This is a genomic window from Streptomyces sp. NPDC058751, assembly GCF_042746485.1.
Taxonomy (GTDB): domain Bacteria; phylum Actinomycetota; class Actinomycetes; order Streptomycetales; family Streptomycetaceae; genus Streptomyces.
Genome location: NZ_JBHYPZ010000002.1, coordinates 345728 through 371777, shown reverse-complemented (window position 1 = coordinate 371777; position 26050 = coordinate 345728). Strand labels below are relative to the sequence as shown.

25 protein-coding genes and 2 pseudogenes are annotated in these 26050 nt (G+C 71.9%); 13 read left to right on the top strand and 14 right to left on the bottom strand.

From position 1 onward, the window contains the following. Positions 1–200 precede the first annotated feature (200 nt). On the bottom strand, positions 201–1352 hold the full coding sequence (locus ACFW6B_RS03760) for a hypothetical protein (RefSeq protein WP_386591705.1): 1152 nt from the start codon (positions 1350–1352) through the stop codon (positions 201–203). A 335-nt stretch (positions 1353–1687) separates the two neighbouring features. On the opposite strand from ACFW6B_RS03760, the gene ACFW6B_RS03755 reads away from it, so the two are divergent. Next, positions 1688–2554, top strand: a complete 867-nt coding sequence (locus ACFW6B_RS03755) for a hypothetical protein (protein WP_386591704.1) — start codon at positions 1688–1690, stop codon at positions 2552–2554. Between the two features lie 19 nt (positions 2555–2573). Here the strand turns inward: ACFW6B_RS03755 and ACFW6B_RS03750 are convergent. Continuing rightward, positions 2574–2687, bottom strand: a pseudogene (locus tag ACFW6B_RS03750) (IS5/IS1182 family transposase); the annotation flags it as partial. Continuing rightward, on the bottom strand, positions 2675–2839 hold the full coding sequence (locus ACFW6B_RS03745) for a hypothetical protein (RefSeq protein ID WP_386591722.1): 165 nt from the start codon (positions 2837–2839) through the stop codon (positions 2675–2677). The gene ACFW6B_RS03745 and the pseudogene ACFW6B_RS03750, both read right to left, overlap by 13 nt. On the opposite strand from ACFW6B_RS03745, the pseudogene ACFW6B_RS03740 reads away from it, so the two are divergent. After that, positions 2837–3035, top strand: a pseudogene (locus ACFW6B_RS03740) (IS630 family transposase); the annotation flags it as partial. The gene ACFW6B_RS03745 and the pseudogene ACFW6B_RS03740 overlap by 3 nt on opposite strands. A 129-nt stretch (positions 3036–3164) precedes the next feature. On the opposite strand, the gene ACFW6B_RS03735 reads toward ACFW6B_RS03740, so the two are convergent. Together ACFW6B_RS03735 and ACFW6B_RS03730 are read right to left on the bottom strand one after the other, a co-directional pair. Continuing rightward, positions 3165–3644: an NADAR family protein gene (locus ACFW6B_RS03735; RefSeq protein ID WP_386591703.1), complete on the bottom strand. Its 480-nt coding sequence runs from the start codon at positions 3642–3644 to the stop codon at positions 3165–3167. A 170-nt stretch (positions 3645–3814) separates the two neighbouring features. Next, positions 3815–4414, bottom strand: coding sequence for a TetR family transcriptional regulator (locus ACFW6B_RS03730; protein ID WP_386591702.1), 600 nt, complete (start codon positions 4412–4414; stop codon positions 3815–3817). Between the two features lie 170 nt (positions 4415–4584). Between ACFW6B_RS03730 and ACFW6B_RS03725 the strand changes: the two genes are divergently transcribed. Beyond that, positions 4585–6030 carry an FAD-dependent monooxygenase gene (locus ACFW6B_RS03725; protein WP_386591701.1) on the top strand — a complete coding sequence of 482 codons (1446 nt, stop codon included), beginning with the start codon at positions 4585–4587 and terminating at the stop codon, positions 6028–6030. Between the two features lie 279 nt (positions 6031–6309). Here the strand turns inward: ACFW6B_RS03725 and ACFW6B_RS03720 are convergent, their stop codons facing one another. Further along, positions 6310–7470, bottom strand: coding sequence for a pyridoxal phosphate-dependent aminotransferase (locus ACFW6B_RS03720; RefSeq protein WP_386591700.1), 1161 nt, complete (start codon positions 7468–7470; stop codon positions 6310–6312). A gap of 96 nt (positions 7471–7566) precedes the next feature. On the opposite strand from ACFW6B_RS03720, the gene ACFW6B_RS03715 reads away from it, so the two are divergent. Together ACFW6B_RS03715 and ACFW6B_RS03710 are read left to right on the top strand one after the other, a co-directional pair. After that, complete coding sequence (locus ACFW6B_RS03715; protein ID WP_386591698.1) at positions 7567–8085, top strand: helix-turn-helix domain-containing protein; 519 nt, start codon at positions 7567–7569, stop codon at positions 8083–8085. 155 nt (positions 8086–8240) lie between these two features. Then, on the top strand, positions 8241–9110 hold the full coding sequence (locus ACFW6B_RS03710) for an MBL fold metallo-hydrolase (RefSeq protein WP_386591697.1): 870 nt from the start codon (positions 8241–8243) through the stop codon (positions 9108–9110). 139 nt (positions 9111–9249) lie between these two features. On the opposite strand, the gene ACFW6B_RS03705 is transcribed toward ACFW6B_RS03710, so the two are convergent. Further along, the gene (locus tag ACFW6B_RS03705; RefSeq protein WP_386591696.1) at positions 9250–10086 is read right to left on the bottom strand and encodes a formate/nitrite transporter family protein; all 837 of its coding nucleotides are present in this window, start codon (positions 10084–10086) and stop codon (positions 9250–9252) included. A gap of 349 nt (positions 10087–10435) precedes the next feature. Further along, the gene (locus ACFW6B_RS03700; RefSeq protein ID WP_386591695.1) at positions 10436–11155 is read right to left on the bottom strand and encodes a flavodoxin family protein; all 720 of its coding nucleotides are present in this window, start codon (positions 11153–11155) and stop codon (positions 10436–10438) included. A gap of 124 nt (positions 11156–11279) precedes the next feature. Between ACFW6B_RS03700 and ACFW6B_RS03695 the strand changes: the two genes are divergently transcribed. Then, the gene (locus tag ACFW6B_RS03695; RefSeq protein ID WP_386591694.1) at positions 11280–12281 is read left to right on the top strand and encodes an NAD-dependent epimerase/dehydratase family protein; all 1002 of its coding nucleotides are present in this window, start codon (positions 11280–11282) and stop codon (positions 12279–12281) included. An 80-nt stretch (positions 12282–12361) separates the two neighbouring features. Here the strand turns inward: ACFW6B_RS03695 and ACFW6B_RS03690 are convergent, their stop codons facing one another. Both ACFW6B_RS03690 and ACFW6B_RS03685 read right to left on the bottom strand, forming a co-directional pair. Further along, on the bottom strand, positions 12362–13471 hold the full coding sequence (locus tag ACFW6B_RS03690) for a sensor histidine kinase (protein ID WP_386591693.1): 1110 nt from the start codon (positions 13469–13471) through the stop codon (positions 12362–12364). Positions 13472–13473: 2 nt separating this feature from the next. Continuing rightward, positions 13474–14199 carry a response regulator transcription factor gene (locus tag ACFW6B_RS03685; protein WP_386591692.1) on the bottom strand — a complete coding sequence of 242 codons (726 nt, stop codon included), beginning with the start codon at positions 14197–14199 and terminating at the stop codon, positions 13474–13476. A 114-nt stretch (positions 14200–14313) separates the two neighbouring features. Here ACFW6B_RS03685 and ACFW6B_RS03680 point away from each other — a divergent pair, with 114 nt between their 5' ends. From ACFW6B_RS03680 to ACFW6B_RS03670, 3 genes are read left to right on the top strand one after another with little or no spacing between them, the layout of a single operon-like run. Then, complete coding sequence (locus ACFW6B_RS03680) at positions 14314–15018, top strand: glycosyltransferase family 2 protein (RefSeq protein ID WP_386591691.1); 705 nt, start codon at positions 14314–14316, stop codon at positions 15016–15018. Further along, positions 15015–15629 (top strand): DUF2064 domain-containing protein, encoded by a 615-nt coding sequence (locus tag ACFW6B_RS03675; RefSeq protein WP_386591690.1) that lies wholly within the window; start codon positions 15015–15017, stop codon positions 15627–15629. Before ACFW6B_RS03680 ends, ACFW6B_RS03675 begins: the two co-directional genes overlap by 4 nt. Further along, positions 15626–16366: a class I SAM-dependent methyltransferase gene (locus tag ACFW6B_RS03670; protein ID WP_386591689.1), complete on the top strand. Its 741-nt coding sequence runs from the start codon at positions 15626–15628 to the stop codon at positions 16364–16366. Before ACFW6B_RS03675 ends, ACFW6B_RS03670 begins: the two co-directional genes overlap by 4 nt. A gap of 298 nt (positions 16367–16664) precedes the next feature. On the opposite strand, the gene ACFW6B_RS03665 is transcribed toward ACFW6B_RS03670, so the two are convergent. Beyond that, positions 16665–17894 carry a molybdopterin-dependent oxidoreductase gene (locus ACFW6B_RS03665; protein ID WP_386591687.1) on the bottom strand — a complete coding sequence of 410 codons (1230 nt, stop codon included), beginning with the start codon at positions 17892–17894 and terminating at the stop codon, positions 16665–16667. A 146-nt stretch (positions 17895–18040) separates the two neighbouring features. On the opposite strand from ACFW6B_RS03665, the gene ACFW6B_RS03660 reads away from it, so the two are divergent. Then, positions 18041–19390, top strand: a complete 1350-nt coding sequence (locus ACFW6B_RS03660) for a hypothetical protein (protein ID WP_386591721.1) — start codon at positions 18041–18043, stop codon at positions 19388–19390. Between the two features lie 164 nt (positions 19391–19554). Then, a complete protein-coding gene (locus tag ACFW6B_RS03655) occupies positions 19555–20346 on the top strand; it encodes a hypothetical protein (RefSeq protein WP_386591686.1) in 792 nt (263 codons plus the stop codon). A gap of 71 nt (positions 20347–20417) precedes the next feature. On the opposite strand, the gene ACFW6B_RS03650 is transcribed toward ACFW6B_RS03655, so the two are convergent. After that, positions 20418–20927 carry a hypothetical protein gene (locus ACFW6B_RS03650; RefSeq protein ID WP_386591685.1) on the bottom strand — a complete coding sequence of 170 codons (510 nt, stop codon included), beginning with the start codon at positions 20925–20927 and terminating at the stop codon, positions 20418–20420. A 375-nt stretch (positions 20928–21302) separates the two neighbouring features. Here ACFW6B_RS03650 and ACFW6B_RS03645 point away from each other — a divergent pair, with 375 nt between their 5' ends. Together ACFW6B_RS03645 and ACFW6B_RS03640 are read left to right on the top strand one after the other, a co-directional pair. After that, positions 21303–21659, top strand: coding sequence for a hypothetical protein (locus tag ACFW6B_RS03645; RefSeq protein ID WP_386591684.1), 357 nt, complete (start codon positions 21303–21305; stop codon positions 21657–21659). Further along, positions 21656–24772: a hypothetical protein gene (locus tag ACFW6B_RS03640; protein WP_386591683.1), complete on the top strand. Its 3117-nt coding sequence runs from the start codon at positions 21656–21658 to the stop codon at positions 24770–24772. Before ACFW6B_RS03645 ends, ACFW6B_RS03640 begins: the two co-directional genes overlap by 4 nt. A gap of 123 nt (positions 24773–24895) precedes the next feature. Here the strand turns inward: ACFW6B_RS03640 and ACFW6B_RS03635 are convergent, their stop codons facing one another. Further along, the gene (locus ACFW6B_RS03635) at positions 24896–25390 is read right to left on the bottom strand and encodes a hypothetical protein (RefSeq protein ID WP_386591682.1); all 495 of its coding nucleotides are present in this window, start codon (positions 25388–25390) and stop codon (positions 24896–24898) included. 47 nt (positions 25391–25437) lie between these two features. Next, positions 25438–25983, bottom strand: coding sequence for a thioredoxin family protein (locus tag ACFW6B_RS03630; RefSeq protein ID WP_386591681.1), 546 nt, complete (start codon positions 25981–25983; stop codon positions 25438–25440). Positions 25984–26050: the final 67 nt, after the last annotated feature.

Genomic DNA, 26050 nt, shown 5'->3' with positions numbered 1-26050 from the left:
CACCTCTTTTTTCTACATTCTCTGCGTGTTGGTCTGCTATTTTTTTTTTTCGTTCAATTTAAAACGCGTCCCCCGGCCACCCAACGCGCCGCGGGGGGAGGCGGCGTCACGCCGCCTCCCAAGGGGCCGGACTCATGTGCGGACAAGCCCTCGTGAACGGCACCCCTCATAGCCGACAAGCACCGATGGGTGAGCGGCGCTCACCAGTCACGGGTGGAGTTCACGCCTTCGATCAGCGCCGCGCGAGCGGCCGACAGATCGCGCCCCGCAGCTGTCTGCGCTTCGTCCGCCAGGAAGTCCAGAGCGTCGAACAGCTCCTCACGTTCCACGGTCTCGATGAAGGGTGAGCGGCTGTCCAGCGCGTTGAGGGCGGCTCCGAAGGCGCACCCGATCTCCGCGATGCCCGCAGGCTGCTCGCCTCTGGCGACCTCGGCGAGGAAGGCGTCCCGGGTGGCCTTGTACTGGGCAACGGCCTTGCGGTACACGGTACGGGGGATGTGTTCGCGGCCGTCCCAGTCGCGGAGCGGGTTGGCGGTGTTGGCAGCGACCCATTCCGGCTTGCGGGCTCCGCGGACGTCGAGCTCCACTCCGTGTCGCACGTGGGGATGCCAGGTCTTGCGCATCGCGGCCGCGTAGTCCGCCGGAATGTTGTACAGCGACACCCCCTCCACCGCTGGGGCATGGTGCGGCAGCAGACAGTCCGATGCGTCCATCCCGAACAGGTCACTGATCGTGAGCTCCTGCAGCCGCGGCAGCTGGTTCAGGGCTACCGCCGACGTGAGCGTGCCGAGGTTCCCCGACAGCGACAAGCGGGTCAGATCCGGGAAGGCGGCGACGAGGAGGGCGCAGTCGAGCCGGGTGACCCCGCGGACTGTGAGGTGCTTGACGCCCTCCCGTACGACGCCACCGGTGTGTTCGGCGACCAGGTCATCGGCTGCGCACGTCAGTGAATACGGGGCGGTCCAGTCCCCGCGGTCGCCACCGTCCCAGAACCGCTGCCGGGCCAGTTGCTCGCCCCGCCCCCACATCAGGCCATAGGCGTACGAGGGCTCGGTCACCAGAGGGGGCAGGGAGCCGATCACCGTGAAGCTCTTCGGAAGGAGCCACCCGTGGTTGCAGTGGGAGAGCTTGCCGCCCCAGCTGTGGTGCGTGAGCCGAAGCGGCCGTACGTCGCCCAGGTCGGCCACGGTCGCAGGCCGGGTCCCGGACCAGTCCAGTTCGAGGACCGCAGCGGACTTTGTCGCGGCGTCGAGGCCGGTGACCTGCGAGGCGGTCCAGGCACCGAGCGCATCGGAGTACACGGCGACGACGTCGCCGACGGCGACCGGCCTCGGTGGTTGGTCGCGTCTCATGACCGGATGCTAGCTGGCTGCATCCGAGCCCTTGCGTCGGGCTCCGCCCAGTCCTCCGGCTCGGACTTCTGGCCGGTGGGGCCGTCTGCCCGTTCTGTCGCCGACGGGTGGCCAGGGACCTCCAGGACCACCTCGGTCGTTCGCTGCGCGCCGGCGGAGACGACTGGTACCGGCGGTGGTAAAGGGTTTGTCACCAGGTCCGACGTCGGCGAGGATCACCGCATGACGACCAGAAAGGGCCATGCCGTCTAGGCTCCCCGCTCCGCTCTCCAGCGCTCGCGCGCCACCGGTCGCCACCGCCCCCGATGTCCGCGACCACGCACCCAGGAGAGCCCGTGCAGAAGACCGCCCTCCTCCCCTACGCCCGTCTGCCCCGCGCGCACCACGACCGTCACGTCCTGAGCAGTACCGTCGACGTCTTCGGCGCCGCCCACTGGCTGCTCGTCGAACGGGCACCGGAGCCCGGCAGCGGCGTCCGGCCCTTTGACGCGCTGGTCGTCTCCGTCCATCCCTACGGCAACGTCGAACTCACCGAGCTGAGCGCCGTACGGGCCCGGTGGCCGCACCTTGACCGCCTGCCGAAGGGCGGATTCGTCGTCGCCTCACCCCGCGCCCGCTGGTACGAGGCCGCGGACCAGGTCCAGGTCTTCGACGAGCTCGGCCACGAAACCGCCTCCTTCTCCGTCGGGGACGCCGTCGAGCACATGCTCGTGGACGAGGCCGGCCACCTCTGGGTCGGACACTTCGACGAGAACCCGGACGGCATCAACCGCTGGAGCGCCACGGGCCGGCGTGTTTGGACCTCCGACGGCGCACGCATACCCGGTCTCTTCGACTGCTACGCGCTGAACGTGTCCGGCACCGTCGCCTGGGCCTGCCCGTACACCGACTTCCCACTCGTCGAGATCCGCCCCGACCGGTCCGACCGACCCGTGAAGGTGTGGGCGAACACCATACGGGGCGCCCGCGCGGTGGCCGTCCACGGCAAGCAGGTCGTCTTCTACGGCGGCTACGGCGAAGAGCGGGACCGGCTCGCCCACGGAGAGCTCACCGAGACCTCCGTCGAGCCGACGGAGGTCGGCCTGCTCACCCTGCCCGACGGCGCTCCCCCGGGCCATCGGCGGGTCGTCGGCCGGGGAAGCAGAATCTACGTCCAGGCCGAACCGTTCACCACATGGGACGTCTTCGACCTCAACGGATGACACCCGTCACCCGGAAAAACGCCTCTGCCCCGGCTCGCCGCAGAACCGTCACCGGTCTGCCGAACTGCCGCGGGCTCAGCCCGGTGAACGGGGCGGTCCAGGACGGTTCCGACCCTGTGATCACACCGGCCACGGCGAGATCATTCCGCGCAGGTACTTCCCGGCCCACGCGGTCGGCGCCGGCACGGCCTCGCTCAGCTCCACGGCCCAGGCGTCGTCGGGCAAGGCATAGTGGAACTGGACGGCGTAGTGACGTCCTGCGTGTTCTCGCAGCTCGGCCGGCATGGCGGCAGGCTGCCACAGGCGCGGTCCGAGTCGCGGCGCCCTCACCAGCCTTACGGAGTCCGGTACTTCCACGGCTGCCACTCGGTCGGAGACGACCGCTTGCAGGGCGTCAACCGCCGCAGGAAGGGTGCCGCCAACACGCTGGCCGCCGCTCACATCGATCCGTGCCGCCCGGCCCGACGGTGCCCCGACACACTCGCCGCACAACATCGAGAACGCGCCCGAATCCGCGGCGTGAAGGGCATCCGCTGGGGAGGGCGCCCCATCCTGGAGTCGGTGGCCTGAGCCGGCCTGCGCATGCGGCACACCGCACACACTTCCCGGATCACCGCCTTGGGCGGCGGTCGTCGCCGGGGGCTGCGGCGAGTTCGGCGCGCAGCTGGTCACGGGTGCGCACCAGAATCCGCCCGAGCATGTTCTTGCCGTTCCCGGTCCTGCCCCGACCCCAGTAGTGATCGGTGGTGGTGTCTTCGACGATCACTTCCTCACCGGTGGACAGCAGAACGTCACGGATATCGGCATGCGCGCGGAACTTGGCTGCCACCGCACGGCGCATCACGTCGTCCTTGACCCGCTCCCAGTCCCTCCGCAGGGGTTTGGACGAGTCACGGCCCAGCTCCGCCGCCCGCAGCGGCGTGCGCGCACGCCGGACGAGATCCGCGTGGCGGGTGCCCCTGAACTTCTGCGCCTGGAAGTAGTGCTCAGAGGTCGGCCACCACACCCCGTCGAGGTCGAAGCCGTGACCGGAGAAGTTCGAGAAGCATCCGTAAGGGACTTCGTCGGCGCCATAGAAGTAGATCGTCACGAGAACCTCACCGGTGTTACGGAAACCCGCACCGTGTCAGGCATGCCCCGGCCCCCGCAACCAGTTTTTCGCCGGGCCAGGCCCTTCAGCGCACCAGCGACCCGGCGAACCCATGCGGTCACAGCAATGGACGTGTCAGGGGCTCGGCGGGTACGGGTGCTCGGCATGCCTCAGGGACTCGGCGCGGTCAGGTACCGCTGGATCGTCGGTGCCAGCCATGCCACGATCTCCGACCGCGCCAGCTCCACCGCCGGCGGCATCCGCAGCACGTACCGCGTGAGCGCGAGCCCCAGCAGCTGCGACGCCATGAGTGCCGCCCGTGCCGGGACCTGCTCGGGGTCGGGGCACACCTGCCGGGCGACCGGCAGCAGCTGGTCCCGCAGGATGCCCTGCATGCGCTCCGCCCCGGCCTGGTTCGTCACGCCGACCCGCAGCAGGGCGGTGAGTACCTCGTTGTCCTCCCACATGTCGAGGAAGTGCTCGACGAGGATCCGCCCCGCATCCTGTCGGCGGTCCGCCCCGCTCACGTCCGGCAGCCGCAGGTCGATGGCGACGGCCGCCGCGAAGAGGCCCTCCTTGTTGCGGTAGTACCGCATCACCATCGACGGATCGATGTTGGCGTCCTTGGCGATGGCGCGGATGGTGGCTCGCTCGTAGCCGTCGGTCGCGAAGCGTTCGCGGGCCGCCGCGAGGATCGCGCCGCGGGTGGCATCGGAGCGGCGTGGGGCGCCGGAGCCGGGAACCGTGGAGGTGCTGTCGCTGCCGTTCATGCCAACAAGCGTAGGCCAACGGACGTAGGTCAACAAGCGTTCGCCAACATTCGTTTGCCAACGACTGTTGACATACCTTTCGACGCCTCGCTATCTTCACCAACGAGCGTTGGCCAACACATGTTGGCAAACGGGCGATGGCAAGCAAGCGCTGGCAACAGGAGGCCACCATGAACGGCACCGCCACCCACCGCACCGTGATCGTCGTCGGCTCCGGCCCCACCGGCCTCCTCCTCGCCGGCGACCTCGCCGCAGCCGGCGTCACCGTGACCCTCGTGGAGAAGCGGCCCCGCAGGATCAGCAACCTCTCCCGCGCCTTCGGGGTGCACGCCCGCACCCTGGAGCAGCTCGACGCCCGCGGCCTCGCCGACGAACTCCTCACCACCGGCGACACCATCACCGGCCTGCGGCTCTTCCGCCGCCTCTCCCTCGACCTGAGCACGCTGCCCTCACGTTTCCCCTTCCTGCTCATCACCCCGCAGTACGAGGTCGAGCGGATCCTGGAGCGGCGGGCCCGGGAGGTCGGGGTCGAGTTCGCGTACGAGAGCGAGGTCGTGGGGCTGCGGCAGGACGACGAGGGGGTCGATCTCGACGTGCGCGGCGCGGACGGGGCGGTCGTCACCCGCCGGGCGGCCTATGTCGTCGGCGCCGACGGTCACCGGAGCGCCGTGCGGGAGGCGATCGGCCTGGACTTCCCCGGTGTCTCCGTCATCAAGTCGCTGATCCTGGCCGATGTCCGGCTGGCCGAGAAGCCCGAGGACGTCCTCACCGTCAACGGCCGCGGCGACGCCTTCGCGATGATCGCCTCCTTCGGCGACGGCTGGTACCGGGTCATGGGCTGGAACCGCCGCAACGAGGTCTCCGACGGCGCCCCGCTCGACCTCGACGAGGTCAAGGAGATCACCCGCCGCGCCCTGGGCACCGACTACGGCATGCACGACGCCCGCTGGCTCTCCCGTTTCCACAGTGACGAACGCCAGGCACCGCACTACCGGGTCGGGCGGGTCTTCCTCGCCGGGGACGCCGCGCACATCCACTCCCCGGCCGGCGGGCAGGGCATGAACACCGGGCTCCAGGACGCCGCCAACCTGAGCTGGAAGCTCGCCGCGGCCGTCCGGGGCCGGGCGCCCGAAGGACTCCTCGACAGCTACGAGGCCGAGCGCCACCCGGTCGGCAGGGCGGTGCTGCGCAGCAGTGGCGGACTGGTCCGGCTGGCCCGCGCGCGAAACCCGCTGCTGCGTGCCGCCCGCGCCCTGGTCTCCGCGTTCGCCGGCATGGCCCCTCCCGTCCGGCGCAAGGTCCTGGGGCAGGTCACCGGGATCGGCTACGCCTACCCCGCCCCCCGCGGTGCCCACCGCCTCACCGGCACCCGCGTCCCCGACGTCGCCCTGGAGGACGGCCGGCTCTACGAGGCGCTGCGCGGCGGCCGGTTCGTGCTGATCACGCCCGGGACGTACGGAGGCCCCGGTGTCCGTGAGGGGTGGCTGACCGTGGAGCGCTGGGCGGGCGACCGCCGGACGACCGTCCTGGTACGGCCCGACGGATACGTGGCCTGGGCGGCGGAGGACGCGGACACGACGGGAATCGAGAAGGCGCTGGCCCGGTATATGGGCTAGTACCGCAACGGTGTCTGTTCTGATCGCCGGGCAGTCCAGGGACTGTGCCCGCGTCGTTCGCGGTGACTGATGCGGGCCTGGTGCCGGCGTCTGCGGTGCCGGGGACGGACTTCGACGCGGGCCCGGTCGTCCGTCCACGAGGCGGGCAGATACGGGCGGCTGTCGATCAGCGCGCGTCCGGCGGTGCCGGAGTACTGCCGCTGGATCCCGGCCGAACGCATGCCTCACCAGACCGATGGCCGTACTTGGCCGGCAGTCACGGCAGACACCGTTGCGGCCCTAGCCGAAGGCGGCCACGAAGCGGTCCCGTAGCCCGCCGAGGCGTTCGACGGGCTCGTTGGCGAAGACCAGCCGCAGGTGGTGACTGCCGTGCGGGCCCCAGCCGGTCATGGGGGTCGCCGCCACCTTCCCGTGCCGGAAGAGCCGTTCGGAGGCCTCGGCCGGGGTGAGGCCCAGCCCGGTGGTGTCGATGAGCAACGACCAGCCGCCGTGCGGTCGTACGCACGGATAGTCGGCCAGCTCCGACAGGACCAGGTCGCAGCGTCGCCGCCAGGTGCGGGTGGCCGCGGCCACGTCGGCGTCCGCATCCGGGGCGTCGAGAGCAGCGGCCACCGCCTGCTGGGCGATGCCGACGGGAGTCACCACGTTGGCCATGCCGACCAGGGCGATGTCGGCCATGATGCGCGGCGGGCCGACGACCCAGCCGACCCGCCAGCCGATGAGCCGCAGTTCCTTGGACGCGGAGCCCACCGTGATGGTGTGCTCGGCCAGTCGGGGATGGGTGGCGGGGTGCTCCGGGGTCTGTCCGTCGAACCGGATGCGTTCCATGGCCGCGTCGTAGATCACCCAGCAGCCGTGCTCGGCCACCGCCGGGGCCAAGGCGTCCCAGTGCGCGTGTCCGAGCAGATCGCCGGTGGGCATCGCGGGGGACATCACCAGGACTGCCGCCGTCCGTGGCCCTACCGCGGCGGCGAGTTCGGCCGGATCGGTGCGCCAGCCGGTGGGCGTCGGGCGGCACGGCACGTGTCTCGGGACGCCGCCGACGAGGCGGATCCTGTTGACGAGGCCGGCGTAGACCGGGTCGCCGATCACCACCTCCTGGCCCGGCTCGACGGTGGCCAGCAGTGCGTTGAGGACGCCGTTGAGGCCCCCGGCGACGATCGCGCAGCCTGCCGCCGGGTCGTAGCCGCGGCCTGCGATCCGGCCGACGTGGGCCGTGGCAGCCTCACGCAGGCCGCGCCGGCCGTGGAAGGGGAGATAGCTGTTCGCGGCGTCGTCACCGATCGCCCGCCGCGTCACGTCGAGGGCGATTCGAGGCGGCCGCAGGTCGGTGTCGAGATTCTCGAGGCGCAGCATGTCGGGGTCGTGGGCCGCATCGGCGGCATCTCCCACGACGTCGACCCCGATCCCGGGGATGTGCTGCAGGCGCGACACGGTCATGGGGCTCCCAATGCGTTCCATAAACAGAACGTTCTGTTTATGGAACACTAGGCATGCGGCCCGGGACGGTCAATGGCTTCGTGGAGAGCGGGAGATATGGAGCTGGCTCAGCAGGTGGGCGGTCGGCTGCGTGATCTACGAGGGGAACGCAACCTCTCGCTGTCCGCGCTGGCGCGCCGGTCCGGTGTCGGCAAGGGCACGCTCTCCGAGCTGGAAGCCGGACGCCGCAACCCCACGTTGGAGACCCTGTACGCGCTCACGACCGCGTTGGGAACCCCCCTCACCGCCGTACTCGGGCCCGGCCCGACGCGCACATCGCTGTCGGGCCACACCGTGGACGCGATTCTCGTCGAGCGGTACGAGGACCCGGCCGCCGTCACCGAGATCTACCGCATCCGTATCCGGACCGGCGCCGTCCAAGAATCGGACGCCCACCCCTCGGGCACCGAGGAGCACCTCATCGTCCTTTCCGGCACCGCCCGCGTCGGCGCGGCCTCGGCCCCGGTCGAGGCGGGCCCGGGCGAACACGCCCACTGGCCTGCCGACATCCCGCATGTGTACGAGGCAGTGTCCGGTGACGTCGAAGCCGTCCTCACCGTGCGCCACCCGGCCTGAGGCAGGCGTCCCGCGCCGCTCACCGCGACCGCGCGGCGGGCCGAGCCTTCGGAAGCCGGGCATGACCCCGCCCTGATCAGAGTCACCTCGCCTCGCACTCCCCCATTTCCGAGAAGGCGGTCGAGGGTGGACACAGGCGTGGCAGTATCGCGGCCATGCCCCTCAGCGTTCCCCGCCTCCGGATCGGCTCGACCGAGATCATCGCGCTCACCGACGGCGAGGGCCCGTTCTTCTCGCCGCGTACCGAGGCCTTCCCCGAGGCCACGGCCGCCCAGTGGGCGGAGGCCGACCGGTACGACCCGGGCGCGGTCGACGCGGAGGGCCGCTGGTGGCTCCAGTTCCGCGCGTACGCGATCCGCAGCGACAAGGGCCTCACCGTCGTGGACGCCGGCATCGGTCCGGCGGACAGCCCGGCCGGCTCGTGGGCGCCCGTGCCCGGTGCGCTCCCCGAATCGCTCGCCGCCGCGGGCATCGACCCGGCAGAGGTCGACACCGTGGTACTCACGCATCTGCACACCGACCACGTCGGGTGGGCGGTCGTCACCGGGGCGGCCGCCCCGGCAGCGGGCGGCGCCGTGGACGGCGACGCTTCGACCGGCAGTGCGGCCGGCGGCCGCCACCCCTATTTCCCGAACGCCGAATACCTGCTCCAGCGGGCCGAGTTCGACGCCCTCGACACGCTCAACCCGCGGCTGCGCGAGACCCTCACCGACCCGCTCGCGGCGGCAGGTCGGCTCCGGCTCCTCGACGGGGACACACCGCTGCGCACAGGGCGCGCGGTCGCCACGCCCGGTCACACGCCCGGGCACCAGAGCGTGCTGGTCGCCGACGGGCGCGAACTGGCGCTCATCACCGGCGACCTCCTGGTGCACGCGCTCCAGCTGCTCGACCTCGAGCTCGCCTATTCGCACGAGAACGACCCCGAGACGGCCAGGCACTCAAGGAAACGCATGCTCAGCCGCGGAACCGCCACCACGCTGCACCTGGCGACGCCGCATCTGACGGAGCCGTTCATCTCGGCGTGATCGCGGCCGTTCGGCGCGGGCCGGGCCGCGAGGACGTACAGACGCTCCTCACGCCTTCGTGTGCCAGGTCGGCAGGACGAGGGAAAAACGAACGGCGCCGACGACAGTGATGTCGTCGGCGCCGTCGAGGGACCGTCGGTCAGGCCGCCTTCAGGGTCCGGGGGGCGGTGTCCGCAGCAGGGAGGGACGGCTCGTCGGGGGCGTCGACGGCCTTGGAAGCGCCGCGGTTCGAGAACCAGTACGCCCCGGCCACCAGCACTGCTCCACCCACGATGTTGCCTGGGACGGTGAAGGCGAGGTTGTGGGCGAGATCGCCGACATCCGCCTGACCGCTGACCATGCCGAGCGAGAACAGGGCCATGTTGGCGATGCTGTGCTCGAAGCCGCTGGAGACGAAGGCGAGCACCGGAATCCACACCATGAAGACCTTGGCCCCGTCGCCGGACGTCCGGGTGAACATCCACACGGCCAGGCAGACCAGCATGTTGCAGAGCATGGCCCGGGCGAACAGCTGCCCTCCTGTCTCCGCTTCCTTCGCAGCCAGCAGGGAGCCCAGCAGGGCGGAGGAGGGCCCGCTCTCGACAGTCCCGGCCGCGCCTATGACCAGCGCGAAGAACACAGTTCCCGCGAGGTTGCCGAGCAGGCACATCACCCAGATCCGCGCCGTGTCCATCCAGGTGGTCCGGCGACTGAGCACACCGAACGTCATGGTCATGCACTGGCTGGTGAACAGCTCGGCACCGGCGAACATCACCATGGTCAGGGCTACCGGGAACACCATGCCCTCGACCAGCTTGACGGCACCCGAGTGCCCCGCTTCGAGCGGCCCGGCGACGCTGAGCATCAGGACCTCGCCGACACCGATGTAGATGCCGGCAAGCATCGCGGAGACCAGGTAACGGGCAGGTGAGCGAACCAGCCGGGATTTCTTCACGGCCAGATCCGCAGAGGCGGCAATGGTGGCGGGGATAGTCATGGGCACACAGTCGAGGCTATGCGCCCCGCCCACCCTCTTTAACACGAAATGGCCCCAAGCCCACGGGACCTCTTGCCCGTTTTTTCCGGGCCGTTCAGCACGCTGGAGGACGGTCCGGTCGTGTCGGCGGCTTCCCCGGCGCGGAGGCCCGGGAAGCCCTCGAGGGCTTGCGCGACGCCGAGAACGAGATCATCCATGAGAACGCGCTGAAGCCGCTCGCACGACGCGACGGGCTCTGACCACGGAGCCGTAGCCCTTCGTCCGGGACGCCCGGCCGAGTTTCCCCCGGCCGGGCCCGACTGGAAGAGCAGCGCAGAAGACGTGTGGCGAGCGCGGTCACCGCCTGGGTTCAGCGGTGTTCGGGGTTGTCGGCTCCCGGGCGGCAGCCCGCGTCCCATTCCGAGCGCTGGTTGCCGTAGGCGGGAATTCCCCCGGCGCGTTTGAGGAGGGCGGCGAGGTGGAGGAGGTTCCAGGTCATGAAGCTGGTGTTGCGGTTGGTGAAGTCGTTCTCGGGTCCGCCCGAGCCCGGGTCGAGGTAGGACGGGCCGGGGCCTGCCGCGCCGATCCAGCCGGCGTCCGCCTGGGGCGGGATCGTGTAGCCGAGGTGCTGGAGGCTGTAGAGGACGTTCATCGCACAGTGCTTCACGCCGTCCTCGTTGCCGGTGATCAGACAGCCTCCGACGCGGCCGTAGTAGGCGTACTGGCCCTGGGAGTTCAGGAGCGAGGAACAGGCGTAGAGGCGCTCGATGACCTTTTTCGTCACCGAGCTGTTGTCGCCCAGCCAGATCGGGCCGGCCAGCACGAGGATGTCGGCGGCCATCACCTTTTCGTAGAGGGCCGGCCACTCGTCGGTGGCGAAGCCGTGCTCGGTCATGTCGGGGTAGACGCCGGTGGCGATGTCGTGGTCGACCGCCCGGATCTCGGCCGTCGTCACGCCCTGCGCGTCCATGATCGAGCGGCTCTTGTCGATCAGTCCCTGGGTGTGGCTGAGCTGGGGGGACGGTTTGAGGGTGCAGTTGACGTAGAGCGCGCTGAGGTCGTCGAACCGGCGGGAAGGGGGTGCGTCCATGACGGGCAGCGTCCCGCATGCTGGGCGTCGTGTCCTGGTTCGACGCGCCTGTGACGTCTTACGGAGTGGTGACGTGTCCGGCGGGTGACGGTGTCCGGCGGGCCGTCGGACCTAGCGTGGCCGTATGCGTGTACTGGTCACCGGCGGTGCCGGGTTCATCGGGTCCCATCTCGTCGACGTGCTGCGGGGGCGGGGGCACGAGCCGGTCGTGTACGACGTCCGTGAGGATCCCGGCGCCGATGTGCGTGACCCCGCCGCCGTGGCACGGGCTCTGGCCGGGGTCGACGCGGTGTGCCATCAGGCGGCGATGGTCGGGCTCGGTGACGGCGTCCTCGACGCGGCGGAGTACGTCTCCCGCAACGACCTGGGCACCGCCGTGCTGCTCACCGCCATGGCGGAGGCGGGGGTACGGCGTCTCGTGCTGGCCGGGTCGATGGTCGTCTACGGGGAGGGGCGGTACGCGTGCCCGCGGCATGGGGTCGTACGGCCGGGGCCGCGCGCCGCCGGTGACCTCGATGCGGGCCGTTTCGAGCCCGTCTGCCCGGTGTGCGGGCAGGACCTGGTTCCCGGCCTGGTCGGCGAGGACGCCCCGGCCGATCCGCGCAACGTGTACGCCACGACCAAGCTCGCCCAGGAGCACCTGGCCGCCGCGTGGGCCCGCTGCACCGGCGGGTCGGCGGTGTCGCTGCGCTACCACAACGTGTACGGGCCCGGGATGCCCCGCGACACCCCGTACGCCGGGGTGGCCTCCTTCTTCCGCTCCTCGCTGGCCCGGGGCGAGGCTCCGCGCGTCTTCGAGGACGGTCTGCAGCGGCGGGACTTCGTGCACGTGCGGGACGTGGCCGCGGCCAACCTCGCCGCGCTGGAGGCCGGGGCGCGGGGCGGGGCGCTGACCGCGTACAACACCGGCAGCGGAGAACCGCACACCGTCGGGGAGATGGCCCGGGCGCTGGCCACCGCCTGCGGCGGGCCCGAGCCGGTCGTCACCGGCGCGTACCGGCTCGGGGACGTACGGCACATCACCGCGGACTCCTCGCGGCTGCGCGGCGAGCTGGGGTGGAAGCCCGTGGTCGGCTTCGAGGACGGGATGGCGGAGTTCGCGCGGGCCGGGATGCGGGGGACGTAGGGCTGTTGGTGCCCGCGTTCCGGAGGCGTGGCACGCAGCACCGCTTCGAGGCGGGGACGTGGGGCCGGTGGCGCTCGTGCTCAGGAGGGTGCGGCGGGCAGCACCACCTCGAAGCGGCAGCCTCCGGGGATGTTGCGTACGGTGGCCCGGCCCTGGTGCGCCTCCACGATCCCCCGGACGATGGCCAGTCCGAGGCCCGCCCCGGCCGGCGGCGTCCGGGCGTGGGTGCCGCGCCAGCCGGTGTCGAAGACCCGGGGGAGGTCCGTCTCGGGGATGCCGCCGCAGCCGTCCGTCACGGAGAGCACCACGCCTTCGGGCGAGCGCTCGGCCGCGACCGTGACGGTGCCGTCGGCCGGGGTCCGGCGGATCGCGTTGACCAGCAGATTGCCCAGGACCCGGCTCATCTCCTTGGCGTCCACCTCCACCGGTACCGGTTCCACGCCGGTGCCGGTCAGCCGCACGCCGTGTTCGTGGGCCAGCGGGTCGGCGCCCGCCAGGGCGTCCCCGACCAGGTCGTAGAGCGAGATGCGGGAGGGGGTCAGCGGAAGCGTTCCGGCGTGGATGCGGGAGAGCTCGAAGAGGTCGCCGACCATACCGTTGAGGCGTTCGACCTCGGTGCGCATCTGCCGCAGGTAACGGTGGGGGTCGGCGGCCACCCCGTCCTCCAGCGCCTCCGCCATGGCCCGCAGGCCCGCCAGCGGGGTGCGCAGGTCGTGCGAGATCCAGGCGACGAGTTCACGCCGGGAGCGCTCCAGGGTGCGCTCGCGCTCCCTGGACTCGGCCAGCCTGGCGCTGGTGGCCGCCAGTTCACGGCTGACCGCCTCCAGTTCGGCGGTGGCCGGGGCGAGTGGGGCGGCGAAGCGGCCTTCGGCGAACGAGCGTGCGGCGTCGGCGAGTTCACGGCTGCGGGCAACCACCCAGCGGCCCAGCAGCAGCGCGGTGGCCAGGGAGACCGCGGCCGCCATGGCGACGACCGTCGTCACCACGCTCAGGTCGTGCGGGGAGAGGAACATCGCCCAGGCGACGGCGAGCGTGCCCGCGAGCATCGCGACGACCCCGACCGCCGCGACCACGGCGAGCGAGACGGTCAGCGAGCGACGCCGGATCAGCCGCAGCACTCCCGCTCCGGCGAGGCCGGTGACGGCGGCGCCCGCGAAGGCGTACAGGGCGATGAGCAGGGTGTCCGACACGGTCACTCACCACCCGGTTCGAAGCGGTAGCCCACGCCCCACACGGTCTGGATCAGGAGGGGCCGGGCCGGATCGTCCTCGACCTTGCCGCGGAGCCGGCGGACATGGACGGTGACGGTCGACAGGTCGCCGAAGTCCCACCCCCACACCTCACGCATCAGGTCCTGTCGGCTGAACGCCCGGCCGGGGTGGCGCAGGAAGAACGAGAGCAGGTCGAACTCGCGGAGCGTGAGGGAGAGTTCGACGCCGTCACGGGTGGCTCTGCGGGCGGTGGGGTCGACGGCGACGCCGGCCGCTCGGAGAGAACGGGCCGCGGGGTCGGGCCGGGAGCGGCGCAGTACGGACTCCACGCGCAGGACCAGCTCCCGAGGGCTGAACGGCTTGGTGACGTAGTCGTCGGCACCGACCTCCAGGCCGAGGACGCGGTCCTCCTCGTCGCCGCGCGCCGTCAGCATGATGACCGGTACGGGGCCTTCGTCCCGCAGCAGCCTGCACACCTCCAGACCGTCCATGCCGGGCAGCATCAGGTCCAGGACCACCAGGTCCGGCCGGTGTTCTTCCGCACGTACGAGGGCGGTCGGCCCGTCGTCGGCGCGGTCGACGAGGTAGCCGGCGCGGTCGAGGTATCCGGCGACCACCTCGGAGACGGTCGGGTCGTCGTCGACGACCAGGACCCGGGCGGTTCGGTCCACGCCCGGCGCTTTCACGGGCTCGTACGGCTGTTGCATCGTCCCAGCCTGGCACCCCGGCGGCCCGCGCACGGCCCGCAGTCTCCGGTACGGGCCCGACGTCCGCGTTTCGTAAGGAGCGCACGACCGATATGCACCCTTCGCGTTCGTACAGTGAAAGCCGTGACCATCTCACCACCCTCAGACGTCGACGTCGTCCTGCCGTGCCTGAACGAGGCCGGGGCCCTGCCCTGGGTGCTCGCGCGGATCCCGGCCCGCTGGCGGGCCCTCGTGGTCGACAACGGTTCCACCGACGACTCGGCGCGGATCGCCCGCGCGCTCGGCGCGACCGTCGTGCACGAGCCGCGCCGGGGTTTCGGCGCGGCCTGTCACGCGGGCCTGACGGCCGCGACCGCGGAGGTCGTCTGCTTCTGCGACTGCGACGCCTCCCTCGACCCCGCACTGCTCGTGCCTTTCGTCGAGGAGATCCGCGAGAGCGGGGCCGACCTGGTCCTCGGGCGGCGCCGGCCGCGCGGCCGGGCCGTATGGCCCGTGCACGCCCGTGTGGGGAACCTGGCGCTCGCCCGCCTGCTGCGCCGCCGCACCGGGCTGCGCCTGCACGACCTCGGCCCGCTGCGCGCCGCCCGCCGCGAGCAGCTGCTCGGCCTCGAACTCACCGACCGGCGCAGTGGTTATCCCCTGCAGATGGTGGTGCGCGCCGCCGACGCGGGCTGGCGCATCACCGAGCACGACGTGCCGTATCTGCCGCGCACCGGCGCCTCGAAGGTGACGGGTACCTGGCGGGGTACGTGGCATGCGGTCCGGGACATGAGCCGGGTCCTCCAGGAGACGCCGGTCGGGACGGAGAGCGCCCGGTGACCACACTGCTCGTCATCGCCAAGGAACCGGTGCCGGGCCGGGTCAAGACCCGGCTCACCCCGCCGTTCACCCCGCGGGAGGCGGCCGAGCTCGCGGAGGCGGCCCTCGCCGACACCCTGCGGGCCGTCGCCGCCGCGCCGGCCTCCCGCCGGGTTCTCGTCCTCGACGGTGCCCCCGGCCCCTGGATGCCGCCCGGGTTCGACGTCCTGCCGCAGTGCGTGGGCACCCTGGACGAGCGGCTGGCGGACGCTTTCGGCCGTTGTGCCGGCCCGGCCCTGCTCATCGGGATGGACACCCCGCAGGTGACGCCGGAACTGCTCACCGTCGGCTTCGACGGCTGCGACGCGTGGTTCGGTCCGGCCGACGACGGCGGCTTCTGGGCCCTCGGGCTGGCCGCTCCCGACCCCCGCCTGCTGCGAGGGGTGCCCATGTCGACGTCGGCGACCGGGGCCGTACAGCGGGAGCGGCTCGTCGCCGCCGGGCTGCGGGTTCGTGACCTGCCCCGCCTGCGGGACGTGGACACCGCGGCCGACGCGCACGCGGTCGCGGCCCTGGCCCCGCGAGGCCGGTTCGCGGCGCGCCTGGCGCGGTGTCCGGCGAGCGGCCGATGAGCACCACCGTGCCGCCCTGGGCCACCGCCGACTCCTACGAGGCCGCCCTGCACGCCGGGCGGGGGCCGTTGTTCCTGCGCCGCGCCGACGGCTGGCTGCTGCCGCTGGAGGTGGAACGGTGGTGCGCGCGTGCCGACGCCGTCGACCAGGACGTCCTGGACCGGTGCGAGGGCACCGTGCTGGACGTCGGATGCGGGCCGGGGCGGCTGGTCGCCGAACTCGCCGGGCGGGGACGGCCCGCCCTGGGCATCGACGTGAGCGAGGCCGCGGTCGAGCACACGGTGCGCCTCGGGGGCCGGGCGTTGCGGCGCTCGGTGTTCGATCCTCTGCCACGTGAGGGCCGCTGGGGCACCGTCCTGCTGATGGACGGCAACATCGGCATCGGGGGCGCCCCGTCCGCACTCCTGAACCGGGTGGCCGGGCTGCTGCGACCGCGCGGACTGCTGCTCGCCGAGACCGCGCCGCAGGACGTCGACGAACGCGTCCGCGTCCGCATCACCGACGCCGGCGGCGCCGCCGGAGCTCCCTTTCCCTGGGCCCGGCTCGGCACCCCCGCCCTGCTGCGGTACGCGCGGGGGTGGGAGCCGGCCGGTCAGTGGTCGGCCGGGGGCCGCCGCTTCCTGGCCCTGCGCACCCGCACCGCCAGCAGCAGCGCCGAGCCGGCGAAGAGGGCGGCCGTGATCAGCAGCCAGCGGGCGAGGAAGCCGTCCGGCGACAGTCCGGTGGCCGACCGGTAGCGCGCGGCCGCCATGCCGGAGATCAGCGGGAACCACACGAGGAGCAGCAGGCCGGAGAGGGCGGCGGGAACCCGGACGTACATCGTCCGGGCGCCCAGCCTTCCCACGACCGTACGGTCCGCCGCCGCGTACAGGGGCAGCAGGACGAGGTCGTGCAGCGCCGCGGCCCCGACGATCCACAGGGCCACGCCGAACCAGTCGTCGGCGAGGAGACGTACGCCGGCGTAGGCGGCCAGCGCGAACGAGCAGAGGAGCAGCAGGAGGGAGAGGGGGCTGCCGATCGCGATCCGGGGGCGCATCACAGGTCTCCGAACGTCAGCCGGGCCACCCATTTGGTGTTCAGCACACCGGGCGCCGCGGGCACGATGATCCGCGCCGGGTGGCCGTGGTCGGGGGACAGTTCCTCGCCGTTGACGTACAGGGCGAGCAGGGAACGCGGGTCGGCCACCTGGTTGGCGCGCAGGGCCGCGCGGCGGAAGGCACCGTGCCGCTGGAGGGACTCGACGAACAGATCGGGCGGGTCGCCGTCGTACCCGACGAGCGCCGCGAGGTCACGCAGCCGGATCCCGCGCCACCACTGGTCGGAGGTCGACCAGCCCTCGACGCAGGCGATGGGCAACGCCGAGCTGTGCAAGGGGAGTTCGGTGAGCTGGGCGCGGCTGAGACGGACGGTGCCGGTACGTCCGGTGACGACGAGCCGCCAGGCGTCCTGGCCCGTCTCCGCCGGGTCGATGCCGGCGTACGCGGCGGTCTTGTTGATCTGGAAGCCGTTCGGGCCGGTGCCGGGGTCGGCACCGCCGTGCGGTGCGAGGAGGGCCGTGCGGCGCAACCCGTCGAAGCTCTGCCCGACCGTCGTCGAGAACAGCAGCAGCGAACCGCCCCCGACGAACCACAGGGCGCCTCGCCGGGAGACCGTCGGCTCCGCGGGGGCCGGGGACACCAGGTCGTTCCGCTCCTCCCGCGACTGCCGCAGATTGCGCAGTGCCGTGGGCGCCTTCAGCAGCACGTGGGCCACGAAGGCGGCGAAGAACACCCACGCCCCGTAGAAGTGCAGCGTGTAGAACGAGCCCGGGAAGACGTAGTCGAGCTGGACGTTCAGGATTCCGGTCACGAACTCGAACAGTCCGCCGCCCACCAGCAGCACCAGCGAGAGCCGTTCCAGCGCGTGCGTGAGCGAGCGGGCCGGGGGCAGTGCGAACAGCCTCGGCACCACCGACCACAGCTTGGCCAGCAGGACGGGGACCAGGGTGACGCCGAGTGTGACGTGGACGCCCTGGGTGAGCCGGTACAGCCAGGGCGGGTCGGTCGGCCAGGCGAAGAGGTAGAAGCCGAGGACGCCCTTGTCGGGGGTCTTGTCGTTCACCGGTGACAGGTCCGGGTTGTAGGCGGCGTACGAGACCAGACCCGTCACGAACAGCACCGTGATGCCGACGAGCAGGACGAGGCCCAGCACGGACGTGAACCAGGGGCCACGCAAGGGGCTGCGCCAGAACCGGGGAGAAAAGGGGAGCCGTGGATCGTCTCGCATGATCCGACCGTAGGTCCTGACACCCTTCGGAAGGGCTCCCCTACCTGTGACGAAACGCTGACGTCCGGCCCGGGCGGCGGCCGTCTTCCCGTCGGTCGGCCTAACGTGCCGGTGTGACCCGCACCCTGCCCTCCGCCGAGGCGCGCATCCCGCACGACGGCGGCTCCCCCCGCGTTCTGCGCCGCGACCTGTACGCCGCCGGGGCCGCCGCCGCGCTCGTGGCGGCGGCCGTGCTGATCGGCCGCCGCATCCAGGACGCCGATCACACGCTCCGCGTCGACTGGCCACCGCTGCTGGCGTCCTGGGGACCGCACGTGGGTCCCGGCACCCCGGCGGCCGTGCTCGTGGCGGTGGCCACCGTGGCGTACGGCCCCGTCCTCGCGGACCGCCTGCGCTGGCGGGCCCTGCTCCTGGCGGCCTGGGCCACGTCCCTGGCATGGACCTTCGGCCTCGCGCTGATCGACGGCTGGCAGCGGGGCGTCGCCGTACGCCTCACCACGCGCCACGAGTACCTCCAGGTCATCGACCGCTTCCACGACATCCCCGGCACCCTGCGCGACTTCACCCACCACATCCTGCTCCACTCCCCCGACAACTGGCCCGCCCACGTCGCCGGCCACCCCCCGGCCGCCACCCTCACCTTCGTCCTGCTCGACCGGATCGGACTGCGCGGCGGCGGCTGGGCCGGGACCTGGTGCGTCACCGTCGGCGCGACGGCCTGCGTGGCGGTGCTCGTCACGGTGCGGACGCTGGCCGGGGAAGGCCTCGCGCGCCGGGCCGCCCCCTTCCTGGTGCTCGCCCCGGCAGCGGTGTGGGCGGGCACCTCGGCGGACGCCTACTTCGCCGCCGTGTCGGCCTGGGCCGTGGCACTGCTCGCCCTGGCTGTCACCCGGAATTCCCCGGCCGCCGCCGGCGCGTCCGGGCTCTTGTTCGGCCTGACCTGTTACCTGTCCTACGGCCTCACCCTCATCGCGCTGATCGCGGCAGCCGTGCTGTGGCTCGGGCGGCACGGAGCGCGGAGGCGACCGATGCTGCTGGTGGCGATGTCCGCCGGGGCGACCGCGGTCCCGGCGGTTTTCACGCTCGCCGGATTCGACTGGTGGGAGGCGTACCGGCTGCTGGTCACGCGGTACCGGCAGGGCGCGGGCGGAGTGCGCCCGTACGCGTACTGGGTATGGGCCAATCTCGCCTGCACGGTCCTGATGACAGGTCTGGCGACGGCGGCGGGACTGCGGCGTACGGGGACCGTCCTGCTGCGGCGGCACTCCGCGGACCGCGGTACCCGGCGCCTCGCACTCCTTGTCACCGCCGCCGCCCTCTCCCTGCTGGTCGCCGACCTCTCCGGGATGAGCAAGGCGGAGACGGAACGCATCTGGCTCCCCTTCGCGCTGTGGCTCCTCCCCTCCTGCGCCCTCCTCACCCGCCCCCGCGCCTGGCTCGTGGCCCAGGCGACACTCGCGCTCCTCCTCAACCACCTGCTGCGCACCGGATGGTGAGACCTGTCCGGGAAGAGAACGTACGGGCACGGATGTGACGCTGCGGCCTGGGCAAAAGGCCTCCCCGCACCAACGCGCCGTCGCCGAAGTGTCCGACCTCCTGATCGAATCGCCCGGTCAAGGCCGTACTCTGCCTCTCCACACACATGATCAAGGAGTGAGCAGTGACCAACGCCGTTCGTCGAAGATGCGCAGCCGGTGCTGCGGCCCTGGCGCTGGTTCTCGGGGCGACGGGGTGTGGCGCCAAGGACTCCGCCGCGGTGCACGCGTCGGCCGGCCGAGGCGGTGAGCGAGCAGACGGTGCCGGGGCCTCGAAGACGAAGAAGTCGACCGCCGGTGTTCCGGTGCTGGTCCAGGACCGGCTGGAAGAGGCGGTCCTCGATGAACGCGACCTTCCCGGGGTCGTCGTCACCACGATCGGGGCGGGCACCGACGGGGTGGGCGACGGCGTCGTCCACCCCGTCCACGACCGTGCCGCACACCCCTCGTCGTGCGGACCGGTCAACAGCGCCCTCATCGGCAGCAGCCGGTTCACACCGGTCGCCAGCGTGCAGCGCATGGCGCAGGGCAAGAGCGGCCTGGCCATGCTCTACCTGGTGTCCTACCGGCAGGAAGACGCGGCCCAGGTCGTCGACGAACTCCGCACGGCCCTGCGGACCTGCAAGGCCTTCACCTCGTCGACGAGCGAGGCGGGGCACGAGAAGGTGCTGTCCACCGGTGATCCGGCCGAGGGGGACGAAGGGGTGTCCTTCCAGCTCACCGAACTCGTCAACTATCCCGGGGAGGAACCGGTCCCGGCCCCCGAGAGCGGCGTCGTCATCCGCTCGGGCTCCACGATCGCCGTCTTCACCGCCATGGAAAGCATTCCTCGCCCCGGCATCCATCCGAAGGTGCCCGCCGACATCGTGACGGCTCAGCTGAACGTACTGAGCACGGGAGCGCACGCCACCCGCTAGGCCCTGCGGTGGATGTGGCAGCGCCCCCATGAGGAAGCATCGGTGAAGCGGCCGTGGTCGTTGCGCGTGCGTCACTCTTGGGCGGTCACCCCTAGGTCATGGCGCATCGCGGTCCTCATGGCCCGGAGCATGTCCCAGATCTCTGCCTGGGCCCGGACCGCGGCGGCTGCCGTCTCCCCGGGTTCGGGCTCCTGCCGTTCAAGGCGTTTGACCTGGCCATAGACCTTGCTCAGGGCCTGATTGACCTCACTCGCGCGCGCGAGCACCTCGTCGGGGGCGATCATCTGCGCTTCGGAGTACCTGTCACGATGGGCCGCTTTCGCCTCGTCGAGCGCCTCACTGTCGGCCTCCTCGACACCGCGTTCTCGCATGACGTGCAGATGGCGGTTGAGCGCTGTGGTGAACTGACGTGCGTCCCGGTTGAGTTCCCTGTAGCAAGTACGTCGGATGAGCAGGTTCTCGCGAGCCTGCTCCTGGTCCCGAAGCAGCTCCATCTCGCGACGTCTCGCCCGTTCGGAGGCGCGTTGGGTGAGGAACGATCCCCCCAGTGTTCCGGCCACGCCTGTCACCGCGATGATCATAGAGCCAAGATCCACAAATCCTCCTCGAAGCCGCTTGCGGTGACATCACCCACCGCTCGCCGCCTCGCTGTCAAGCAGTGGCGAGACCGCGGCCCGCGTCGTGGCGGGTGGCCGGCCGGCAGGTGTGCGATGCGCGGGGCGTCGTACCCGGAGTCGAGCACCACCAGGATCCGGGGGTGGAGCACCGACGAATCCGGGACGGAACAGGGCCGGCCGCGCTACGGTGCCGATCCAGGCATTTCGACCCGAGCGGGAGTCAGGTGCGGATTCGGGTCGTACGGAGCGAACCGTTCGGTCAGGCATGTGGGGGTGCGGCGAGTGCCGGTGTGGGCGCGGTGGACAGTCTCGGCACTGTGCGGGCTTGCTTCGGGTGCGGTGGTTGCCGTCGGTGTCCGGCAGGGCCTGGGCGCCGGCGGGGCGGTCGCGGGCATCGTCGGCACGGTCGCGGGACTCGCGGCCCTGGCCGTCGCGGTCTGGGCCCTTCCGCCCGCCGCCGGAGGAAGCGGTCGGTCGGTCCGGGCACACGGACCCGGCGCGGCCGCCGCGGGCCGTGACATGACCGGCAACGCCTTCGGCGGCGACAGCCGGACGTCGACCGTCACGACGGCGGCTCACGTGCCTGGCGAGCAGAGTGCCGCAGACGTGTCCGCGCGAGGCCGCGGCGCGACCGCAGCGGGCGACGACATGCGCGGCAACGCCTTCGGTCAGGGCTCGGAAGCCGAGACCCGGTGAGCATCCGGCCACAGAAGAACGGCTCCGCGGACGGCGCGGACCAGCGGCAGGTGCGGGCGGATCGCGGCGCCTACGCTGCCGGCAGGGACATGACCGGCAACGCGTTCGGTGACGGCAGCATCGTGATCAACTGGACCTCGGGCGCGGTCACGGGGAAGGTACCGCCCCCGGACTACGCGCACCAGGTGCGGCAGATCGCACCGGCGGAGCTGCTCGACCGTGCCGATGAGCTGGCGGAGTTGGCGGCCTTTTGCACCGCCGATGGTGACACCGCGTACGGGTGGTGGCGGGCCCCCGCATGGTCGGGGAAGTCCGCACTGCTGGCGACGTTCGTGCTGCATCCGCCGCCCGGGGTACAGGTGATCTCGTTCTTCGTCACCGCGCGGCACAAGGGGCAGGACGACCGGGACGCGTTCAGCGAGCACGTGCTCCGGCAGGCGTGTGCGCTGCTGTGCGAAGAGCTCCCACCGGCCACCGACGTCACGCGGGACGCAGCGGTGCTGTACGCCCTGGACCGAACGGCGGCGCTCTGCGCGGCGCGCGGCGAACGGCTCGTGCTGGTGGTCGACGGACTGGACGAGGACCGGGGAGTCACAGCGGGGCCGGACGCCCACAGCATCGCCGCGCTTCTGCCGAGGGCTCCCGGGCACGGGATGCGGGTGGTCGTGGCGGGACGGCCGAACCCACCGGTACCCGACGACGTCCCCCACGGACACCCACTGCGCCGGCCGTGGGTGGAACGCGCGCTGTCCGTGTCACCGCACGCCGCACGCGTGCGGGAGGAAGCGACGAACGAGCTCCGGCGTCTGCTCGACGATCAGGACGGGCAAGCCCCGGACACGTACGGCCGGAAGCTCCTGGGACTGGTGGCCGCGGCCGGCGGCGGTCTGAGCGGTGCGGACCTCGCGGAGCTGACCGGCACCCGGCCGTGGCAGGTCGAGGAACACCTGAACACCACTACCGGCCGTACCTTCACCACCCGCACCGCCCGCTGGAGGGCTGACGCGCCGACCGTGTACGTGCTGGCCCATGACGAACTGCAGAAGGAAGCGGAGAAAAGGATCAGACAGGCGGTCATGGACAAGCGCCGGAAGCGGCTGCACGCCTGGGCGAAGAGCTACCGGGCCGCCGGCTGGCCGGAGGACACCCCCGAGTACCTGCTGCTCGGCTATCCGCAGCTGCTGCGCGCGGCCGGGGACCTGAAGCGGATGCGCGCCCTCGCGCTCGACCCGGCACGGCATGCGCGGCTGTACGCCGCTTCCGGATCGGACGCCCTGGCCCTCGGCGAGATCGCCGCCGCCGTCGACACGTGCCTCGCCCAGGGCGACGCGGTGGATCTGCTGGCGGTGCTCCAGCTAGCCCACTGGCGGGAGGAGCTGCGCGGCCGCAACCGGAACGTTCCGTGGGACATCGTGGAGTGCTGGGCCCTGCTCGGCCAGGACGAACGCGCCCGAAGCGTCCTCACCAGCGCCAGCGCCGAACCCAGTGTGCGAGTGTCCAAACTCGCCCACGCCGGGCTGAGGCTCGCCCGTGCGGGGCACCACGATCGCGCGGCGGTGTTCGCCGACGAAGCACATGGCCTCACCCCCACCATGAACGGGCCCCTCGGACAGGGCCCGGCCCGATTCGCGGCCGCTGCCGCGCTCGCCATGACCGGACGCCACGAGACGGCCACGGCGGCCGCGCGCGTCATCGCCGGTGGGGAGTGGAAGGCCACTGCCCTGGGCACCATCGCCCGCTCGCTCGCCGAGGCGGGTCACCACGACCAGGCAGCAGCACTCGCCCACGAAGCCTCCGCCGTCGCCGACACCCTCGCCGATCCCGATCAGCGGTCCTTCGCACGGGCTCTCGTCGCCCCCGCGTTCGCGGCAGCCCACTGCTTCGAGCAGGCGGACAAGCTCGTCGGCACCATCACGGACACGGAGTTGCGGGCCTTGGCACTGGGCGGCATCGCCCGCTGGACCGCCAGGGCCGGTCACCACGACCGCGCCACCGCACTCGCCGATCAGGCCACCGCCCTCGCCCGCACCATCACCGGCCCCGGGCAGCAGGCTCCTGTACTGGGCCGCATCGCCGGCGCGCTCACCGAGGCCGGGTACCACGACCGCGCAGCCGAGCTCACCCGCGAAGCCACCGCACTCGCCGGCACCATCACCGACGAGGGATGGCGGGCCGACGTCCTGACCACCATCGCCGACGCGCTCGCTGACGCGGGAAGCCACGACCAGGCAGCCGAGATCGCACATCGGGCGGACGCACTCGCCCACGCCGCCACCCCGCAGCACGAGGACATCCTGACCGCCGTCGCCCGCCTGTTCTCCCAGGCCACCGCCGAGGACCTCACCACAGTGGCCGCCCACACCCGGACCGCCCCCAGCCCCGGACTTCCGGCCGCCATCGACCGCCTCATCGCCCGGGCCGACACCCACGACCGCGCCGCGCCAGCCGCCCGGCCCGTCATCGGCCCCTCGGAACTGGCGGAGACGCTGACCGGCATCGCCCGTGTCCTCGCAAAGGCCGGCGACCACGACCGCGCCACCGCACTCGCCCACGAGGTGACCGCGCTCGGCCGCACCATCACCCAGCCCTGGCAGGCCCGAACCGACACCGGCCCCGTGATCCGCCTCGCCCTCGTCCTCTCCGAGGCGGGCCACCACGCGCAAGCCACCGCACTCGCGCTCCACGCCGCCGCGGTCGCCGGCGCCAGACCCGAGGCCACTCTGTGGCAGGACAGCGAACTGGACAGCATCGCTCTCGTCCTCGCCCACGCGGGACATCACGACCAAGCCACAGCAGTCGCCCACACCATCACCGACCTCGAGAAGCGGGCCGGCGCACTGGCCAAAGTCGCCCGCATCCGCGATACGGCCGGGCCTCACGACGAGCCCGCCGGCCCCGCTGCCACCACCGGTACCCCACAACACGGCAGGCCTCCGAGGCCTTCGCTCGTCGGAGAGAACCTTCGAGCGGGCCCGTGGGCAGATGCCTTGAAGGACGTGGGAACAGTGGCACCCCACGTCCTTCCCCAGTTCGCGTCATGGCTGATCGACAGCGACGCACTGCTCCAGACGACGCGGTGGGGGGACGGGCGAGGAAGACCCGGCCTCGGGTAGAAGCCGTGCGGTGGAGCGTGGCGCCTGGATCGTCTTCGCCGACGAGGCCGACCGGTCGACGACTCCGCCACGGGCCAGGACGTGGGAAGGGCAACCAGTCAGCCCGGCATCACGCGCTCAAGTTCAGTGGCCCGCCGAGCCCAGCCGCAGGGTCACCGCGCGGTCCCGGACGGGCGGCAGGCAGCCCGCGCTCTCGCTGCACGCCCCGTACGTGAGGAACACCCGTGTGCTGTCGGCGCCTTCGACCCGCCGCACGGGAAGTTCGAGGGTGACCCGGCCGTCTTCGTAGACCGGCAGGGCGACGTCGAGTCCAGCCGGGCGCAGCACCCGTGCCTTCGCGTCGGTGGTCGCAAGTCCGGTGGCCCGCAGGCCGCCTTCGGTCCGGATGCGGGTCGGTATGCCGATCCCGTCGATTCCACCGTCGGGGAGGCCGAGGCTGTAGAGGTGGAACCCCGCCTGCTCGGGCCGTAGTTCCGCGAGGAGCCGCGAGCCGTCGTCGCGGGACTCCACCCGCACCGTCACGGACACGCCTCCGGCGGTGAAGGAAGTGGCATGCGCCGTGGTGCCGTTCGCCGCGGAGGCCGCGCAGCCGGCGAGTACGGCAGTGGCGGTCGTCACCGCCAGCGCCACACCCGCACTCGTGCGGCGGGCTCGGAGCCGGGCCGCTACGCCCATCGCTTCAGGAACTCTTCGACCTGCGCGACCGACATGGCACGGGCGTCGGCGAACTCGCCCCGGTTCGTGGCCACCTTGACCCGGCCGGACGCGGCGTCCAGGACGGTCAGTGCCGGTATGCCGCTCGATCGCAGGTCGACGTAGCGTTCGGCCACGTCCAGGTTGTGGTCGAACTCGCCGACGTCCACCTTCACCACGTGGTACTCGGCCAGCAGCGCGGAGGGCCCGGGCTGCTCGAACCGGGCGCCCAGGACACGGCAGTCGAGGCACCAGTCAGCGCCGAAGTCGACGAGGACCGGGCGGCCGTCCTTCTTCGCCTCCTTCAGGGCAGCCGCGATGTCAGCCGCGGCATCCGCCTTCGGGTCGTAGTCGGGAGCGTCCTTCGCGACGGAGGTGGCCGGCGCGGTCGTGGCCGGCGCGGCCGAGACGTCGTCGGTGGTCCCCCGGGGGCCGGTGGTCCCGCCGGCGCAACCGCTGAGCGAGGGCAGGACGAGCACGGCCAGCGCCAGTACCGCGGGAAGCAGGGGACGTCTCACGCGACTCCTCGTCGTCTCTGTCCGCTGATGGTCCGCAGGTGGACCCCCGGACGGATCCTCAGGTGGA

Excerpts from the sequence above, each read along its gene's own strand:
- ACFW6B_RS03700 (WP_386591695.1), bottom strand. The coding sequence starts at position 11,155 with ATGGACGCACCCCCTTCCCGCCGGTTCGACGACCTCAGCGCGCTCTAC.
- ACFW6B_RS03725 (WP_386591701.1), top strand. The coding sequence starts at position 4,585 with ATGAACGGCACCGCCACCCACCGCACCGTGATCGTCGTCGGCTCCGGC.
- ACFW6B_RS03715 (WP_386591698.1), top strand. The coding sequence starts at position 7,567 with ATGGAGCTGGCTCAGCAGGTGGGCGGTCGGCTGCGTGATCTACGAGGG.
- ACFW6B_RS03670 (WP_386591689.1), top strand. The coding sequence starts at position 15,626 with ATGAGCACCACCGTGCCGCCCTGGGCCACCGCCGACTCCTACGAGGCC.
- ACFW6B_RS03695 (WP_386591694.1), top strand. The coding sequence starts at position 11,280 with ATGCGTGTACTGGTCACCGGCGGTGCCGGGTTCATCGGGTCCCATCTC.
- ACFW6B_RS03720 (WP_386591700.1), bottom strand. The coding sequence starts at position 7,470 with ATGACCGTGTCGCGCCTGCAGCACATCCCCGGGATCGGGGTCGACGTC.
- ACFW6B_RS03685 (WP_386591692.1), bottom strand. The coding sequence starts at position 14,199 with ATGCAACAGCCGTACGAGCCCGTGAAAGCGCCGGGCGTGGACCGAACC.
- ACFW6B_RS03705 (WP_386591696.1), bottom strand. The coding sequence starts at position 10,086 with ATGACTATCCCCGCCACCATTGCCGCCTCTGCGGATCTGGCCGTGAAG.
- ACFW6B_RS03730 (WP_386591702.1), bottom strand. The coding sequence starts at position 4,414 with ATGAACGGCAGCGACAGCACCTCCACGGTTCCCGGCTCCGGCGCCCCA.
- ACFW6B_RS03760 (WP_386591705.1), bottom strand. The coding sequence starts at position 1,352 with ATGAGACGCGACCAACCACCGAGGCCGGTCGCCGTCGGCGACGTCGTC.
- ACFW6B_RS03665 (WP_386591687.1), bottom strand. The coding sequence starts at position 17,894 with ATGCGAGACGATCCACGGCTCCCCTTTTCTCCCCGGTTCTGGCGCAGC.
- ACFW6B_RS03745 (WP_386591722.1), bottom strand. The coding sequence starts at position 2,839 with ATGCCGGCCGAGCTGCGAGAACACGCAGGACGTCACTACGCCGTCCAG.
- ACFW6B_RS03650 (WP_386591685.1), bottom strand. The coding sequence starts at position 20,927 with ATGATCATCGCGGTGACAGGCGTGGCCGGAACACTGGGGGGATCGTTC.
- ACFW6B_RS03710 (WP_386591697.1), top strand. The coding sequence starts at position 8,241 with ATGCCCCTCAGCGTTCCCCGCCTCCGGATCGGCTCGACCGAGATCATC.